At 62.4% G+C, this 14,326-nt stretch carries 13 protein-coding genes and 1 tRNA gene; 11 read left to right on the top strand and 3 right to left on the bottom strand.

Annotation, left to right across the window (positions count from 1 at the left end; genetic code table 11):
• Positions 1-7: 7 nt before the first annotated feature.
• The 5 genes from CXQ93_RS16270 to CXQ93_RS16290 all read left to right on the top strand — a co-directional run bounded on the left by CXQ93_RS16270 (position 8) and on the right by CXQ93_RS16290 (position 4,331).
• The gene (locus tag CXQ93_RS16270) at positions 8-1,111 is read left to right on the top strand and encodes a prephenate dehydrogenase (protein ID WP_104111479.1); all 1,104 of its coding nucleotides are present in this window, start codon (positions 8-10) and stop codon (positions 1,109-1,111) included.
• Positions 1,108-1,827 carry a (d)CMP kinase gene (gene cmk / locus CXQ93_RS16275; RefSeq protein ID WP_104111480.1) on the top strand — a complete coding sequence of 240 codons (720 nt, stop codon included), beginning with the start codon at positions 1,108-1,110 and terminating at the stop codon, positions 1,825-1,827. Before CXQ93_RS16270 ends, cmk begins: the two co-directional genes overlap by 4 nt.
• Entirely contained in the window at positions 1,824-2,546 is a 723-nt protein-coding gene (locus tag CXQ93_RS16280) for a 1-acyl-sn-glycerol-3-phosphate acyltransferase (RefSeq protein WP_104111481.1), read from the top strand. Before cmk ends, CXQ93_RS16280 begins: the two co-directional genes overlap by 4 nt.
• The gene (der, locus tag CXQ93_RS16285; RefSeq protein WP_104111482.1) at positions 2,543-4,099 is read left to right on the top strand and encodes a ribosome biogenesis GTPase Der; all 1,557 of its coding nucleotides are present in this window, start codon (positions 2,543-2,545) and stop codon (positions 4,097-4,099) included. The genes CXQ93_RS16280 and der overlap by 4 nt, the downstream gene beginning before the upstream one ends.
• Positions 4,100-4,257: 158 nt before the next feature.
• Positions 4,258-4,331: transfer RNA gene (locus CXQ93_RS16290), tRNA-Pro, on the top strand.
• Between the two features lie 81 nt (positions 4,332-4,412).
• Here the strand turns inward: CXQ93_RS16290 and CXQ93_RS16295 are convergent.
• Both CXQ93_RS16295 and CXQ93_RS16300 read right to left on the bottom strand, forming a co-directional pair.
• The gene (locus CXQ93_RS16295) at positions 4,413-5,837 is read right to left on the bottom strand and encodes an NAD(P)/FAD-dependent oxidoreductase (RefSeq protein WP_104111483.1); all 1,425 of its coding nucleotides are present in this window, start codon (positions 5,835-5,837) and stop codon (positions 4,413-4,415) included.
• Complete coding sequence (locus CXQ93_RS16300; protein WP_181036191.1) at positions 5,837-6,415, bottom strand: TetR/AcrR family transcriptional regulator; 579 nt, start codon at positions 6,413-6,415, stop codon at positions 5,837-5,839. Before CXQ93_RS16300 ends, CXQ93_RS16295 begins: the two co-directional genes overlap by 1 nt.
• A 55-nt stretch (positions 6,416-6,470) precedes the next feature.
• Between CXQ93_RS16300 and CXQ93_RS16305 the strand changes: the two genes are divergently transcribed.
• Genes CXQ93_RS16305 through CXQ93_RS16325 form a run of 5 tightly spaced genes read left to right on the top strand, consistent with a single transcriptional unit; the run spans position 6,471 to position 12,658 of the window.
• Entirely contained in the window at positions 6,471-8,204 is a 1,734-nt protein-coding gene (locus CXQ93_RS16305) for an FAD-dependent oxidoreductase (protein WP_104111485.1), read from the top strand.
• Positions 8,201-8,989 (top strand): alpha/beta fold hydrolase, encoded by a 789-nt coding sequence (locus CXQ93_RS16310; RefSeq protein ID WP_104111486.1) that lies wholly within the window; start codon positions 8,201-8,203, stop codon positions 8,987-8,989. Before CXQ93_RS16305 ends, CXQ93_RS16310 begins: the two co-directional genes overlap by 4 nt.
• A gap of 9 nt (positions 8,990-8,998) precedes the next feature.
• Positions 8,999-10,162, top strand: a complete 1,164-nt coding sequence (locus CXQ93_RS16315; RefSeq protein ID WP_104111487.1) for an acyl-CoA dehydrogenase family protein — start codon at positions 8,999-9,001, stop codon at positions 10,160-10,162.
• 29 nt (positions 10,163-10,191) lie between these two features.
• Complete coding sequence (locus tag CXQ93_RS16320) at positions 10,192-11,997, top strand: long-chain fatty acid--CoA ligase (RefSeq protein ID WP_104111488.1); 1,806 nt, start codon at positions 10,192-10,194, stop codon at positions 11,995-11,997.
• The gene (locus tag CXQ93_RS16325) at positions 11,987-12,658 is read left to right on the top strand and encodes an acetoacetate decarboxylase family protein (protein ID WP_104111489.1); all 672 of its coding nucleotides are present in this window, start codon (positions 11,987-11,989) and stop codon (positions 12,656-12,658) included. Before CXQ93_RS16320 ends, CXQ93_RS16325 begins: the two co-directional genes overlap by 11 nt.
• 198 nt (positions 12,659-12,856) lie before the next feature.
• Here the strand turns inward: CXQ93_RS16325 and CXQ93_RS16330 are convergent, their stop codons facing one another.
• Positions 12,857-13,537, bottom strand: a complete 681-nt coding sequence (locus CXQ93_RS16330; protein ID WP_104111490.1) for an HAD-IA family hydrolase — start codon at positions 13,535-13,537, stop codon at positions 12,857-12,859.
• 99 nt (positions 13,538-13,636) lie between these two features.
• On the opposite strand from CXQ93_RS16330, the gene CXQ93_RS16335 reads away from it, so the two are divergent.
• On the top strand, positions 13,637-14,320 hold the full coding sequence (locus tag CXQ93_RS16335; protein WP_219817379.1) for a GTP pyrophosphokinase family protein: 684 nt from the start codon (positions 13,637-13,639) through the stop codon (positions 14,318-14,320).
• Positions 14,321-14,326: the final 6 nt, after the last annotated feature.

Raw genomic sequence — 14,326 nt, forward strand, 5'->3', positions numbered from 1 at the left:
GCAACGGATGAATCCTTCGCACTTGAGCGGACCCGTGCTGGTTCTTGGCAGTGGACTGCTAGGGGCCAGCATTGGTTTGGGGCTGCGGGCTCGCGGCATTGATGTGGTCCTGAGTGACCCCTCGCCGTCGGCACAGGCTGTGGCCGTGGACATTGGCGCCGGGCGCGCCTTTGACCCTGCCGAAAACCTGGCGCCGCAACTGGTTGTTGTGGCAGCTCCGCCGGACGTCACGGCCACCGTTGTGGCAGCCGCGCTCCTGCGCTACGGCTCCGCCGTCGTGGTTGATATTGCCAGTGTGAAGGGTGCCGTGCTGGCCGAACTTCAAAGCCAGCAAGGCATGGATGCGGCCGCCCTTGCCCGCTATGTGGGTACTCACCCCATGGCCGGGCGCGAACGGTCGGGTCCAGTGGCGGCCCGCGGTGAGCTGTTCAATTCGATGCCGTGGGTGCTGTGCCCGTCAGAGGCGAGCAGCGCGCACGCCATCAAGGTGGCGCATTCGCTGGCCATTGATCTGGACGCTGTGGTGTTCCGTTTCACTCCTGACGAGCACGACGGCGCCGTGGCTTTGGTCTCGCACCTGCCGCAGCTCATGTCCTCGCTGGTGGCGAGCCGGCTGGCCGAAACGCCGTCGCATGCACTGTCCCTTGCGGGCAACGGGCTTCGCGACGTGACCCGGATTGCCGCCAGTGACCCCTCGCTGTGGGTACAGATTTTGGGTGCTAACGCCCCCAAGCTCTTGGAGATCATGCAGGGTGTGCGGACCGACCTTGACAGGTTGATCAACACGCTCAGTGCCCCCACGGCACCCGGCGCGCGTTTGGATTTGGCTCAGCTCATGGCCGAAGGCAACGCCGGGCAGAGCCGAATTCCCGGCAAGCACGGTGGCCCGGCACAGCAGTACTCCTGGCTGACAGTCCTTGTGGATGACAAGCCCGGACAGATCGCCAAGCTGCTGACCGAGATCGGTGAGATTGGCGTCAACCTTGAAGACTTGCGCCTTGACCATTCGGCTGGCGTGCAAGTGGGCATGGTGGAACTTTCGGTGCTGCCCGCACGCAGGGTGGCATTGGTGGAGGAATTGACGGCACGCGGGTGGAAGGTTATTCAATGAACAACGCAGATGTAACGGTGCAGCAGATCCGTCTTGGCAAGCCCTTGGTGATTGCTGTTGACGGACCCTCCGGTTCCGGCAAGTCAAGTGTCAGCAAGGCAGTGGCTCAGCGCCTGGGCTTGGCCTTCCTGGACACCGGTGCCATGTACCGCAGCGTGGCCTGGCATTGCCTGAACGCCTTGATCAGCTTGGACGATGCCGGAGCCGTTGAGGCGGCAGCGCGCACCATCAAGCTGGAGCAAAGCATGGTCCCGGAAATCGAGTTCTTCAAGGTCAACGGCATCAATGTCACCGACGCCATCCGAGATCCGAAAATCTCTGCTTCGGTCAGCTCTGTCGCCACCAACTTGGGCGCTAGGGCAGCACTGGTGCGCCGCCAGCAGGCCATCATTGCCGAACATGGCCACCGCATTGTGGTGGAAGGCCGGGACATCACCACTGTGGTGGCCCCCAATGCTGAGGCACGCCTGATCCTGACGGCCAGCGAGGAAGCTCGCCTGCGCCGTCGAGGCCTGCAGCTTGGCGGCACCCAGACTGCTGCGCAACTTCAGGAGCAGGTTTTGGCTCGCGATGCGAAGGATGCAACAGTGGTTGAGTTCCAGCGTGCAGCTGACGGTGTTTACACCGTGGACTCTTCAGATCTTGGTTTCGAAGAGACCATTGAGGCCGTCATTGCCGTGGTTCGCCAAGCAGTAAACGCCGGCCCCGCTGCATGAGCCGCGGCGAACGGCCGCTGCGGGTATTGACGGAGCCGCCGCCGCGGTGGAAAACTCTATGGAGCCGTCCGGTGGGACGTTTCCTAGACCACGTGGTGTACAAAACCAAGGTTCTGGGACGAGAAAATATCCCGGCTCAGGGTGCCATAGTTTTTGCCGCAAACCACTTGAGCTACCTTGACGGGCCTGTCATGGTGGGGGCCAGCAGCAGATACATGCATGTTTTGGTCCGCCACAACATGTTTCAGGGCCTCCTCGGCGCGGTGTTGTTTGCTTCCGGGCAGATTCCCGTCAACCGGGAGGGCGACCGGGCGGCATTGCAGTACTCCAAGGCAGTCCTCGATCGAGGAGACTGCATTGGGATTCTTCCTGAAGGCACCCGGGGGACCGGGGATGCCGCCAGTATGAACAGCGGCGTGGCCTGGCTGGCACTTAACTCAGCAGCCGTCGTCGTCCCTGTTGCGGTCTTGGGAACAAGACACAGCGGGGAACATCGCGATAAAATTCCAACACCACGGCGCACACTGCACGTAGTGTTTGGGGAACCATTGACAATCACGCGTGAGCCGGGAGTTTCCGGCCGTGTTTCAATGGACAGAGCAACCGAACAAATCCGCCTGCGGCTGGCGGCACACATTGCCGCATCGCAAGCCGCAACAGGGCAGGATTTGCCTGCGGATGATCACCTATCTTCAAAGCATAAAGGACAGCAATCATGAGCGACCCCAAGTCATCCGCACCCTACGGTGACGGTGAGTTTGGTCACCCGGAATTCGTACCCACGGGTACCGACCAAATCGCCGAGAAATTGGCGGCCATCTCTGACGAGGACGCTGATGCCCGCGCGGCTGGCCTGCTCGCTGGCCTCGCAAGCTACGAACTTGACGACGCCGACGCCGCACTGCTTTCAGGCGAGTTCGACGACGGCGAGAGCTACGACCCCTACCGCCAGAACCCGGTACTGGCCATTGTGGGACGCCCCAACGTGGGCAAGTCCACCCTGGTTAACCGCATCTTGGGGCGCCGCGAGGCCGTTGTTGAGGACACCCCCGGTGTCACCCGCGACCGCGTCCAGTACGACGCCACCTGGAATGGCCGTAACTTCACCCTGGTAGACACCGGTGGTTGGGAACGCGACGCCCGCGGTCTGGACCTGCGTGTTGCCGAGCAGGCCGAAATTGCTGTGGAAATGGCTGACGCCGTGCTGCTCGTCGTAGACGCTATCGTGGGCATCACCGCCTCCGATGAGGCCATTGTGCGCATGCTGCGCAAGTCCAAGAAGCCTGTCATCCTGGTCGGTAACAAGATTGATGACCTGGTCCAGGAAGCTGACAACGCCATGTTGTGGGGCCTTGGCTTGGGCGAACCGCTCCCGGTTTCGGCCGTGCACGGCCGTGGTGTTGCCGACATGCTTGACCACGTCATGGACACCCTCCCCGAGTTCTCCGCCGTGTCCGGTCTTGAACGATCCGGTGGCCCGCGCCGCGTTGCCATGATTGGCCGCCCCAACGTGGGCAAGTCCTCGCTGCTGAACAAGCTGGCCGGTTCCGAGCGCGTTGTTGTTGACAACGTGGCCGGCACCACGCGTGATCCTGTCGATGAAATGATCGAGCTCGGCGGGCGTACCTGGCGCTTCGTGGATACCGCGGGTATCCGCCGTCGTGTTCACATGCAGCAGGGTGCAGACTTCTACGCCTCACTGCGTACCCAGACTGCCTTGGAAAAGGCTGAAGTTGCTGTGGTGCTCTTGGCTGTTGATGAAATCCTCAGCGAGCAGGATGTGCGCATCTTGCAGCTGGCCATCGAATCAGGCCGCGCCTTGGTGCTGGCGTTCAACAAGTGGGACTTGATGGACGACGAGCGCCGCAAGTACCTGGAACGTGAAATTGATCAGGATCTGGCTCACGTCAGCTGGGCCCCTCGGGTCAACATCTCAGCTAAGACCGGTTGGCACAAGGACAAGCTGGTGCCCGCACTGGACCTAGCCTTGGAAAACTGGGACCGCCGCATCCCCACAGGCCGTCTGAACGCGTTCTTGGGCGAATTGGTTGCCGAGCACCCGCACCCCGTCCGTGGCGGCAAGCAGCCCCGCATCCTCTTCGGCACCCAGGCTTCCAGCCGCCCGCCGAAGTTCGTGCTATTCACCACCGGCTTCCTTGACGCAGGCTACCGCCGCTTCATCACCCGCCGCCTGCGTGAGACTTTCGGCTTCGAGGGAACTCCCATTGAAGTCAGCATGCGCGTGCGCGAAAAGCGCAGCAAGAAGAAGTAAAAAGCAGTAAAAGCTGCTTGTTCCCCGGCCGGAATTCACGCCGGCCGGGGAGTGAGACGCCAATCACAACAAAATCGGTTATAGAGCCTCAAAATATGGGGTAAACTATTTCCCGGTGGTTCAGCCAAGGCAGATAAAAAAGCTTGGCGCTGAACTTTCGGGCTGTAGCGCAGCTTGGTAGCGCACTTGACTGGGGGTCAAGGGGTCGCAAGTTCAAATCTTGTCAGCCCGACCGAACAAAACCGCTCAAACACTGGGAATACCCAGAGTTTGAGCGGTTTTTTGTTGCCCAAAAATGTCAAGTGATTAGTGGCTAGCGGCGAAACGTGAACTCGGACGGTTCGAGCACGCAGGTGCGCTCAACGTAGCTGGTGGTGCCTCCTGGCCAATTCGAGGTGATGCGCCCCGATCCAGGGTCTCTGTACCAGCTGTCACAGCGCACCCAGGCTGAGGTGGATAGCGCCCCTTGGACCGCGTTGTCCCAGGATTGTTCGGCGGATTCGCTCGCCTCGAGAGTCTTCGCGCCGGAGGCCACCATGTAGTCCACGCTCTGGCGCATGTGGGAAGCCTGCGCCTCCAGCATGCGGATGATGGAGCTGCCGCCAAGATTCGTGTTGGGGCCGTAAGACAAAAGCAGATTGGGAAACCCGGGGACGTAGATTCCCAGATGCGCCCTGGCTCCCTTCGCCCAGTGCTGGTGCAGGTCCACGCCGTCGGAGCCGGTGACAGTGATGCCTCGCAGGAACCCCTGAGCATCGAAGCCGGTGGCGTACACAATGGCATCTGCGGGATGAAACACGCCGTCGATGGTTTCAATGGCGTCTGGGTGGATCCGGGCTATCCCCTCGGTGACAAGATCTACATTCTCCCGGCATAGCGCCGGATAGAAGTTGTTGGAAAACAGGATGCGGCGGCACCCGATGGGGTACTCAGGGGTGAGTGCGGCGCGCAGGGCCGGATCCGCGACCTGCCGCCGCAAATGGAACCGCGTCACGGAACGGCTCACGAGAGCGGCGAATGAGCCGTCCTCAAGGGCCCGGGAGAATTGTTCGCCGAGCCACTGGAAGAACGGGCGTTCAATCCGGGCGGCGAACGGCCGGTACCAGAGGGGGTAGCGGCCATCGGGTTTGGGCCAGATGTAGTTAGGGGTGCGTTGATACAGCGTGACGCGTTCGGCGATGGGGGCCAGCTGAGGCACCGCCTGCACAGCCGTCGCCGCGGCTCCAATCACCGAAACCCGCCGCCCGGTGAGGTCAAGGCCAGCTGGCCACTGCGCCGAGTGGAACGCCGGTCCCTGAAAGCTCTGGGCTCCCGGGATCGCCGGGATAGCGGGGTTGGATAACTGGCCGACAGCGCTAACGAGGACATCGACCTCCTCATGCGTGCCGTCGGCAAATCTCACGTTCCAAGCGGTACCGCTCCACTGTGCGCCACGCACCTCGGCACTGAGTCGCGTACGGGAGGTTACTCCTTCGCGTTGGGCCACAGCGCGCAGGTACGCCAGGATGTCCTGCTGCTCGGCGTAGCGCCGCGGCCACAGCTTGGAGGGAGCAAAGGAAAAGGAATAGAACGGGGAGGGTACATCGCAGGCAGCGCCGGGGTAGGTATTGTCACGCCAGACGCCACCTATAGCCGCAGAGCGTTCCCAGAGGCGCACATCGCTATATCCGTGTCGGAGGAATTCGGCCGCGACAGCTGTGGCGCCGAACCCGGATCCGATGATCCCAATGCGCGGCATTAGTTCACCCGCACGGCGCGCAGGACCGCCGCCGTGCTGAGTTCCAAGACGTCATCGCGAGTCAGGGTCTTTCGCTGCAACCACTCTCGGCAAAGCGCTTTCGTGAAGGCGGCAACTGGGCGGAGGCGCGGACGTAATCCTGCATCGTCGGGAAGTCCCAGTGCATCGAGCATGAAGCGGGCGGCACGGTCATCGGCGGCGTCAACGAGCGCTTGCACATCGTTGTCTAGGGTCCACCGCTCGGCACCGGATGCGTTGACCCAACTCTGCCCATACGCATGCGCGCCATCTAGGATCCATGACATGGTCAACGTGGCACGCTCGGCGATGGGCCGGCCTGCAAGATCGGGAAGTTGCTCAAGAGGCAGCCGAGCGGAGGCAGTCATGACAGCGAGAAAGAGCTCTCGCTTCGATCCGAAGTAGTGGTGCAGCAAACCACGCGCCACGCCTGCCGAGGCAGCGAGCTCTTCCAGCGAGACATCGTCGTAGCGGCGTTCGCGGTAAAGCTCGGCGGCCGCGTCCAGTATCTGTTGCCGCCGCGCATCCGGGCTCAGGCGAGTCCTCGGAATGTGGTCCATAGCGCCAGTCTGATCGGCTGTTGGCAAACTGTCAATAGTAGGATAGTTTGGCCGCATGAACGACTATGACGTCGTGGTGATCGGCTCCGGTTTCGGTGGGAGTGTCGCAGCGCTGCGCTTGAGTGAGAAGGGCTATCGCGTCGCTGTGATTGAGGCTGGCCGGTGGTTTCGCGATGAGGAACTCCCGCAAACCTCGTGGCGGCTGCGTCGCTATCTCTGGCTCCCAGCCGCCCGCTGCTTCGGCATCATGCGGATGACGCTGTTGCGGAACGTTTTGGTTGTCAGCGGCACGGGTGTGGGCGGCGGATCTCTGGTTTATGCGAACACGCTCTACGAACCGTTGGATGATTTCTACCGGGATCCGCAGTGGGCGCACATCACTGACTGGAAGTCCGAGCTTGCCTCCCACTATGACCAGGCCAAGCGGATGCTGGGTGTCACCACGGCTCGCGCTACAACAGCCGCGGATGCGCTGATGCGAGATCTTGCCGCGGACTACGGTGTGAGTGACACGCTGCACCCAGCCGAAGTGGGCGTCTTCTTCGGAGACGGGCCGGGCGTTGGCGCCGCGGACCCCTTCTTCGGGGGGATGGGACCGGCGCGGAACGGCTGCACGGAATGCGGTGCGTGCATGACTGGCTGCCGTGTGGGCGCGAAAAATACCATCGTGAAGAACTATCTCCCGCTCGCCCAGCGCGCAGGAGCCAACATCCATGCGTTGACCACAGTGACTGATGTGCAACCCATCGCCGGTGGGCGCTATCGCGTCAGCGGGCACGCTACCGGCAACCCCCTCAAGCGGGCGAGCTACACCGCGGATCACGTGGTCTTCGCTGGCAACGCCCTGAATACCCAGCGCCTCTTGCACCAGCTCAAGCAGCGCTCACTGCCGCGGCTCTCACCACGCTTGGGGGAGCTCAGCCGGACAAATTCTGAGGCGGTGTTGTCTGCCCGGTCGAGTGCAGCGGACGCCGACATGACCCATGGAACGGCCATTACGTCGTCGTTCTACCCCGACCCTCAAACGCACGTTGAACCCGTTAGATATGGGCGGGGCTCGAGCCTGCTCGCTCTCCTGAATGCGCATCTTGTGGACCCTGTGGACGGGATCCCGCGCTGGCGGGCGGCGCTCCAGACGTACCGGAAGCTCGGATGGCGTGCGGCGCTGCGGATGCACTCGGTGTCGCGTTGGGCGGAACAATCAGTCATTGTGCTGGTCATGCAATCGCTGGACAACTCGCTGAGCACCTACTTGAAGCGAGGACTGTTCGGCCAGCGCATGACCACACGGCAGGGTCGCGGCGATCCCAATCCCGAATGGATCCCCACCGCGCACCGCGTGGCCCGCGACCTTTCACGCCGCGTGGACGGCCTGGCCGGCGGCTCGTCAGCCGATCTCATCGGCATCCCGATGACAGCTCACTTCATTGGCGGCGCTGTCATTGGCACCTCCATTACCGAGGGTGTGATTGACCCGTATCAGCGGGTCTTCGGCTACGACGGGCTGCATATCGCCGATGGCTCCGCGGTCACGGCCAACCTTGGGGTGAACCCATCGCTGACCATCACGGCGCAGGCCGAGCGGGCCATGTCATTCTGGCCCAACCGCGGAGATGCTGATCCGCGGCCGCGCCTTGGGGAGCCGTATCAGCGCATCGACGCCGTCGCTCCGGTCAATCCCGTGGTGCCCGAGACGGCCACCGGCGCTCTCCGCTTACCGGTGCGGCTGCCGCAGCCGGCTGTCCGTCCAGACGCCGTGCCTCCACACTCCGAAGCTGGCAGCTCATGACGGCCGCTGCGCACGTGGGAGGTGCGGGGCCCGACATCGTGCTCCTGCATGGCCTTGGCTCCCGTTGGCAGATCTTCACACCCATTATCGGCGCACTGGAACAGCGCTACCGCGTCCACGCCTTCGATCTGCCAGGGTTCGGCGCCCAACCGTACCAGCCGTCGTTGCGTCCTGGGATCGCTGGCCTCGCCGACTGGGTGAGCGCCCAACTCCAAACGCGCGGCATCCTCTCACCCCACATTGTGGGCAGCTCGATGGGAGCAGCCATTGCCCTGGAACTTGCCCGCCGCGGCATCGCCGGAAGTGTGACAGCCTTCGCGCCCATTGGTTTTTGGAACGCTGCCGAGCGCCGGTGGTGCGTTGGTGTGCTGAGCGTACTGCGCATCGCGGCACGGGCCTTGCCGCGAATGCTCGGGCTGACGTTGCACACCCGTGCGGGCCGCGCGCTACTGCTGTTCCCGCTGTTCGGGCGGCCCACCCATGTTGACCCTCAATCAGCCAGTGCCGACCTTGCCGCTCTCGCAGTCTGCGATGGTTTTACCGCTGCGCGTGCCACATTCCGCACGCAGCGCACCATTCCCGCGGCCGACGACGTACCCACCACCATCGCGTGGGGACGCCGGGATCTGGTGCTTCCCGCCCGTACTCAGTCACGCAGAGCTCGCCGCGTCTGGGGGAGCGCACACCATGTGCTTCTGGAGCGCTGCGGTCATCTTCCCTTCTCCGACGCCCCTGAGCGCTGCGTTGCCCTGATCCTGGCCACGCCTCCCCCCACCACGAAATAAGGACACCAGATGAAGAGCACCTTCTACTCAGAAGACCACGAGGCGTTCCGGGAGAGTGTGCGCGAGTTCCTGCGCCGAGAGGTGGAACCCCACTACGAAATGTGGGAAAGCGAACGCCTCATTCCCCGCGATGTGTGGCTGCGTGCGGGAACCCATGGAATGCTCGGGCTCGCCGTGCCCGAGGAATTTGGTGGCGGTGGCGAACCCGATTATCGCTACAGATTCATCTTCGCCGAAGAGGTGGCGCGCACTGCGGTGACCTCATTCGGCGTCGGAATCGGCCTGCAAGAGGACATCCTGATCCCTTACATGCTTGATCTTGCCAATGACGAGCAGAAAAAGCGTTGGCTCCCTGGTATGGCAGATGGGAGCATCATCGGTGCCATCGCCATGACCGAGCCAGGCACAGGGAGCGATCTGCAAGGCATCCGCACCAGGGCGGTGCGGGACGGCGATCAATGGGTTCTCAATGGCGCCAAGACCTTCATTACCAGCGGCATCCACGCGGATCTGGTGATCGTTGTGGCCAAAACCGATCCGGAGGCCGGCTCACGCGGTTTCAGCCTGTTCGTCGTGGAGACCGGCGACCCGGGCTTCTCCCGCGGGCGCAAGCTGGACAAGATCGGACTGAGCGCTCAGGATACTGCGGAGCTCTTCTTCACGGATGTCCGGCTGAGCGATGACCGCCTTCTCGGAAAGCTTGGTGGTGGCATGCGCTACCTGATGGAACGTTTGCCGCGCGAGAGGCTCTCCATTGCGGTGGCAGGGGTGGCTGCTTCTGAGGCAGCCGTGCGGTGGACGCTGGAGTACGTCCACGAGCGCACCGCCTTCGGCCAAAAGATTGGCGACTTCCAAAACACCCGGTTCGTTCTTGCTGAACTCGAGACCGAGACTGACGTGACCCGCGCCTACGTGGAGAAGGCCGTGCTCGCCCTGAACGAGGGGGAGCTGACAGCGGTTGAGGCATCCAAGGCGAAGTGGTGGGCCAGCGAACTGCAGGTCCGTGCCACCACCCGCTGCCTGCAACTGTTTGGTGGATTCGGCTACATGCTCGAATACCCCATCGCACGCGCCTACCGGGACGCGCGCATCCAGACCATTTACGGCGGCACCACCGAAATCATGAAGGAAATCATCGGCCGCGAACAGGCCGCCCGCTACACCACCCCGTAGTCCCTGCCCGGCACCCACCAAGGAGTGACATGACACAGACCATTGACACCCAATTCCTGCAGCAACTGGCGCCGTCGTTGGGGGTGATGTTGCGACGCCGTGTGGAAAGCACCCCGGATCTTGAGGCATATCGCTACTTGCGAGGTGCGGACTGGGTCTCAGCGACCTGGGCTGAAACCGCCGTGGCGGTGGACGAGGTGGCGGCGGGCCTGCTCGCCCTCGGACTCGAGAAGGAGGACAGGGTCGCGATCGTTGCGAACACCCGTTATGAATGGCTCCTGGCCGATTTGGGGGTGATGTGCGCCGGAGGAGCCACCACCACCATTTATCCGACGACGTCGGCCCAGGACGCCGCCTATATCCTGGCTGACGCAGGGTGCCGGTTCGCGATCGTCGAGGACGCCGAGCAGTTCGAGAAGATTAGCTTGGGCGCGGGAAATCTCGCGAAGATTATCGCGATCGACGACGTTCCGGGTGCCATGTCCCTCGCTGAGGTACGTGAGCTGGGTCGGGAACACCTCGCCGAGGTCCCCGACGCCGTTGTGGTCGCAACGGACGCCATAGGCCACGGTGACCTTGCCACCCTCATCTACACTTCCGGCACCACCGGCCGGCCGAAGGGCGTGCGGCTCACGCATCACTGTTGGGTTTACGAGGGTGAGGCGCTCAAAGGGCTCGGTTTCCTGCGGACCGACGACGTCAACTTCCTGTGGCTGCCCATGTCCCACTCATTTGGCAAGGTCATCCTCTCGGCGCAGCTCGCGGTTGGTTTTACAACGGCGATCGACGGGCGCGTCGATAAGATCATTGAGAACCTGGCTGTCATCAAGCCCACGTTCATGGGGGCCGCTCCTCGAATCTTCGAAAAGGCATATGGCAAGATTCTCTCCACCCAGGCCGCCGAGGGTGGCCTCAAAGAGAAAATCTTCCGCAGTGCATTTGCTGTGGGTGCCGAGTATGAACGCCGCACGGAAGCGGGGGAGCGCATCGGCGTCGGTCTGGCGCTGCGCCACCGCCTCTTTGACAAGCTCGTCTTCTCCAAGGTGCGTAATCGCTTTGGCGGGCGTGTGCGGTTCTTCATCTCCGGTTCCGCGCCACTGAACCGCGAGATTGCCGAATGGTTCAACTCCGCCGGGATCCTGATCATCGAGGGGTACGGGCTCACCGAAACCACGGCCGGCGCCTTCTGTGGACGGCCTGTGGACAACAAGTTCGGCACCGTCGGGCGTGCCCTGCCCGGCTCAGAAGTGCGGATTGGCGAAGAAAACGAAATCCAACTGCGCGGGCCGCACATCATGTCCGGCTACAACAACCTCCCCAGCGAGACGGAAGCTGCCTTCACGCACGACGGGTGGTTACGCACGGGAGACCAAGGCTCACTCGATTCCGAGGGCTACTTGACCATCACGGGGCGCATCAAGGACCTGATCAAAACCTCCGGCGGCAAAATTGTGGTGCCGGGCTCGGTTGAGGCCACGTTCAAAGCGCTGTGCCCATACGTCAGCCAGATTCTGGTCTTCGGGGACACACACCCGTACTGCGTCGCGCTCATCACCTTGGACCCCGACTCCATCGCGGCATGGTGCAAAGAGAACGGGGTGGCAGCACCAAGCTATGCCGAGCAAGTGGCAACACCTGCGGTACACGCGCTCGTGGATGGCTACATCACGGAGCTGAACGAACGCCTCAACAAGTGGGAGACCATCAAACACTGGGCCATCCTCGAGGCAGACCTTTCCATTGAGGGTGGTGAGCTGACGCCGTCCATGAAGGTCAAGCGGGGTCTTGTGGAGGCGGCTCAGGCCGAACGGATCGAGGCGATGTATGCAGGGTGAGCCGGGAGTTGCCTACCCGCCTGAGCCATGGCTTCTCCAGGGTAACTTCGCTGTAGGTGTGTTTCTGGTGCCCCTCCGTGTGATCCCGGAGGACGTGCTGGCCAAGTTGCCAGCGGGGTCGCACCCGCTGGTGCTGGCGGGCCGGGCAGTCGTGGGAGTGGCCGCTGTGCGCTACAAACCCGGGGGCGTTCTCGCCTACGACGAGTTGCTCGTGGCGTTGCCAGTGGTACACCACGCTCGCCTTGCGGTGACTATCCCACAGATTTGGGTGAGTTCTCCGGCGTCGCGCGCTGGAGGGAGGGCACTATGGGGGATTCCCAAGGAACTCATGACGGCACATCGGCACCACACCGGGCGCAGGCTGCAGGCGTTATACCGCTCCGAGAGCCGTGCCATCCTCGCGGAGACGAGCGTACTCGTGCGCAGGCGTCTCCCAGGAAGGTGGCGCCTGCCGCTGCCTACTGTGCAGCGTGCGCCGGACTACCTCATCCGGTCCTCGACGTTCATCCGGTCCTCGAACTCCGTGAGGGGGAGTCTGCACCTGGCGCACACGGAATGGACGTTTGAATCGGCGTTGTCCTGGCTCCAAGGCCACCGCCCAGTTCTGGGTGCCGCGATTACCCAGGCCTCTGTCGTCTTTGGCGCACGCGTCCAGCGCTGAGCCTGGACCGTTCCGCAATCAGTGAACTGGCCACTGGATCTCGGTTGTGGCCGCGGCAGCTACACTCCCGAGCTGGCTCTGCTCGAGTGGGACGTTCCTGGAATTGATGCCGCCCCGAGGCGATGGCCGGGGCGCAAGCCCGCGGCCATGCAGCAGCGCGTTTTGTCCTGAACGATGCAACGGCGCTTTGCTCGCGCCCTAGAGCAAGGTGATCTGAATCTGACCATCCGGAAGTACCTCGGCGCTCACTGCGGACAGACTGCCCACCACATGATCGGCGTCGAGATCGCTTGCAGCGCTAGTGCCCGCCACCGCCAGCGTCACGGCACCGGCGGCACGGCCCGAGGCCAGACCTGCGGGGGCATCCTCCACGACGAGGCAGCGGTTGATGTCTACCCCGAGCCGGCTGGCTCCCAGCAAGAACGGCTCAGGATGCGGTTTGCCGTGGGTCACGTGATCGGCAGTGACCATGAGAGCTGGCCCGGCGATGCCTGCTGCACTCATGCGCGTCTGTGCCAGCCCGCTGGTGCACGAGGTGACAATGGTCCAGGCGCCGTCCGGCAGTGACCCCAGTAGTTCCACGGCTCCGTCCTTGCGGACCACGCCGTTGGTATCGGCCATTTCCAAGGCCTTGATCAGTTCGAACGCATCAGACTGCCGGTCCGCTTCGATGAACTGCTCAACGAGGGCCTGTGCCGGAACTCCATTAGAACCGTAGCTAAAGTTCTCCAGCCCCATCTGCTCGCCCCAAAGGCGCCAAGCACGCTCGGTGGCCGGCGTTGAATCAATCAGAGTTCCGTCCAGGTCGAACAGCACGGCATCAACTCTGAAGCGCCGCGGTGAACCATTCCGGGCAGAGGCATCATCATGAATCGTCATGGCACCACACTAGCCGTGGCTGGCCCGCAGGAGGCAGTCGATCTTCCGCGCGCCGTGTACTGTCAACGTGGGTGAGGAAGCGGATGAGGAGACCCTTGTATGAGTGAGCTTGACGAATGGTTTGACAGCGTTGATCCAGCGATGCTGCAACGGTTGACTGATGGAAAGCAACTTCGGGACGGGTTTGCCCGCTTCATGCTCAACTACCAATTCGCGATTGACGAGATCATGACAAAGATCAACATTCTCAGAACCGAATTTGAGCACCTGCACGATTACAGCCCCATTGAGCATGTAAATTCCCGGCTGAAGTCGCCTGAGAGTCTCCTGCTCAAGGCCAAAAATCGGGATCTTGGGCTGAATCTCGAGTCGATCAGAGACGGTGTGCTGGACATTGCCGGGGTGCGCATTGTCTGCAGTTTTGTCTCGGATGCTTATTGGCTGGCCGAGATGCTCAGCTCGCAACGAGACATTACTGTGGTGACCACCAAGGACTATATTGCCCATCCCAAACCCAACGGCTACAAGAGCCTGCATCTGATTGTGAAAGTGCCGGTATTCCTTTCGGAATCTGTGCAGAACGTGCACGTTGAGGTGCAGATTCGCACCGTGGCGATGGACTTTTGGGCAAGCCTGGAACACAAGATCTATTACAAATATGAGCACGCCATACCGAAGGACATCCTCCTGGAACTTCAGGAAGCAGCTGTCGTTGCCAGCCAGCTCGATTCGAAGATGGAACGGCTGCACAATGAAGTGCACGGACCCACCTCGCGGCGCTGAAGGTGC

The sequence above is a fragment of the Arthrobacter sp. N199823 genome (assembly GCF_002929705.1).
Lineage (GTDB): Bacteria > Actinomycetota > Actinomycetes > Actinomycetales > Micrococcaceae > Specibacter.

What these genes read in the sequence shown, in the direction of transcription:
- CXQ93_RS16315 (WP_104111487.1), top strand. Translation starts at nt 8,999, where the DNA reads ATGAAGAGCACCTTCTACTCAGAAGACCACGAGGCGTTCCGGGAGAGT.
- CXQ93_RS16320 (WP_104111488.1), top strand. Translation starts at nt 10,192, where the DNA reads ATGACACAGACCATTGACACCCAATTCCTGCAGCAACTGGCGCCGTCG.
- CXQ93_RS16335 (WP_219817379.1), top strand. Translation starts at nt 13,637, where the DNA reads ATGAGTGAGCTTGACGAATGGTTTGACAGCGTTGATCCAGCGATGCTG.
- CXQ93_RS16300 (WP_181036191.1), bottom strand. Translation starts at nt 6,415, where the DNA reads ATGGACCACATTCCGAGGACTCGCCTGAGCCCGGATGCGCGGCGGCAA.
- CXQ93_RS16280 (WP_104111481.1), top strand. Translation starts at nt 1,824, where the DNA reads ATGAGCCGCGGCGAACGGCCGCTGCGGGTATTGACGGAGCCGCCGCCG.
- CXQ93_RS16310 (WP_104111486.1), top strand. Translation starts at nt 8,201, where the DNA reads ATGACGGCCGCTGCGCACGTGGGAGGTGCGGGGCCCGACATCGTGCTC.
- CXQ93_RS16325 (WP_104111489.1), top strand. Translation starts at nt 11,987, where the DNA reads ATGCAGGGTGAGCCGGGAGTTGCCTACCCGCCTGAGCCATGGCTTCTC.
- CXQ93_RS16295 (WP_104111483.1), bottom strand. Translation starts at nt 5,837, where the DNA reads ATGCCGCGCATTGGGATCATCGGATCCGGGTTCGGCGCCACAGCTGTC.
- CXQ93_RS16305 (WP_104111485.1), top strand. Translation starts at nt 6,471, where the DNA reads ATGAACGACTATGACGTCGTGGTGATCGGCTCCGGTTTCGGTGGGAGT.
- cmk (WP_104111480.1), top strand. Translation starts at nt 1,108, where the DNA reads ATGAACAACGCAGATGTAACGGTGCAGCAGATCCGTCTTGGCAAGCCC.
- CXQ93_RS16330 (WP_104111490.1), bottom strand. Translation starts at nt 13,537, where the DNA reads ATGACGATTCATGATGATGCCTCTGCCCGGAATGGTTCACCGCGGCGC.
- CXQ93_RS16270 (WP_104111479.1), top strand. Translation starts at nt 8, where the DNA reads ATGAATCCTTCGCACTTGAGCGGACCCGTGCTGGTTCTTGGCAGTGGA.
- der (WP_104111482.1), top strand. Translation starts at nt 2,543, where the DNA reads ATGAGCGACCCCAAGTCATCCGCACCCTACGGTGACGGTGAGTTTGGT.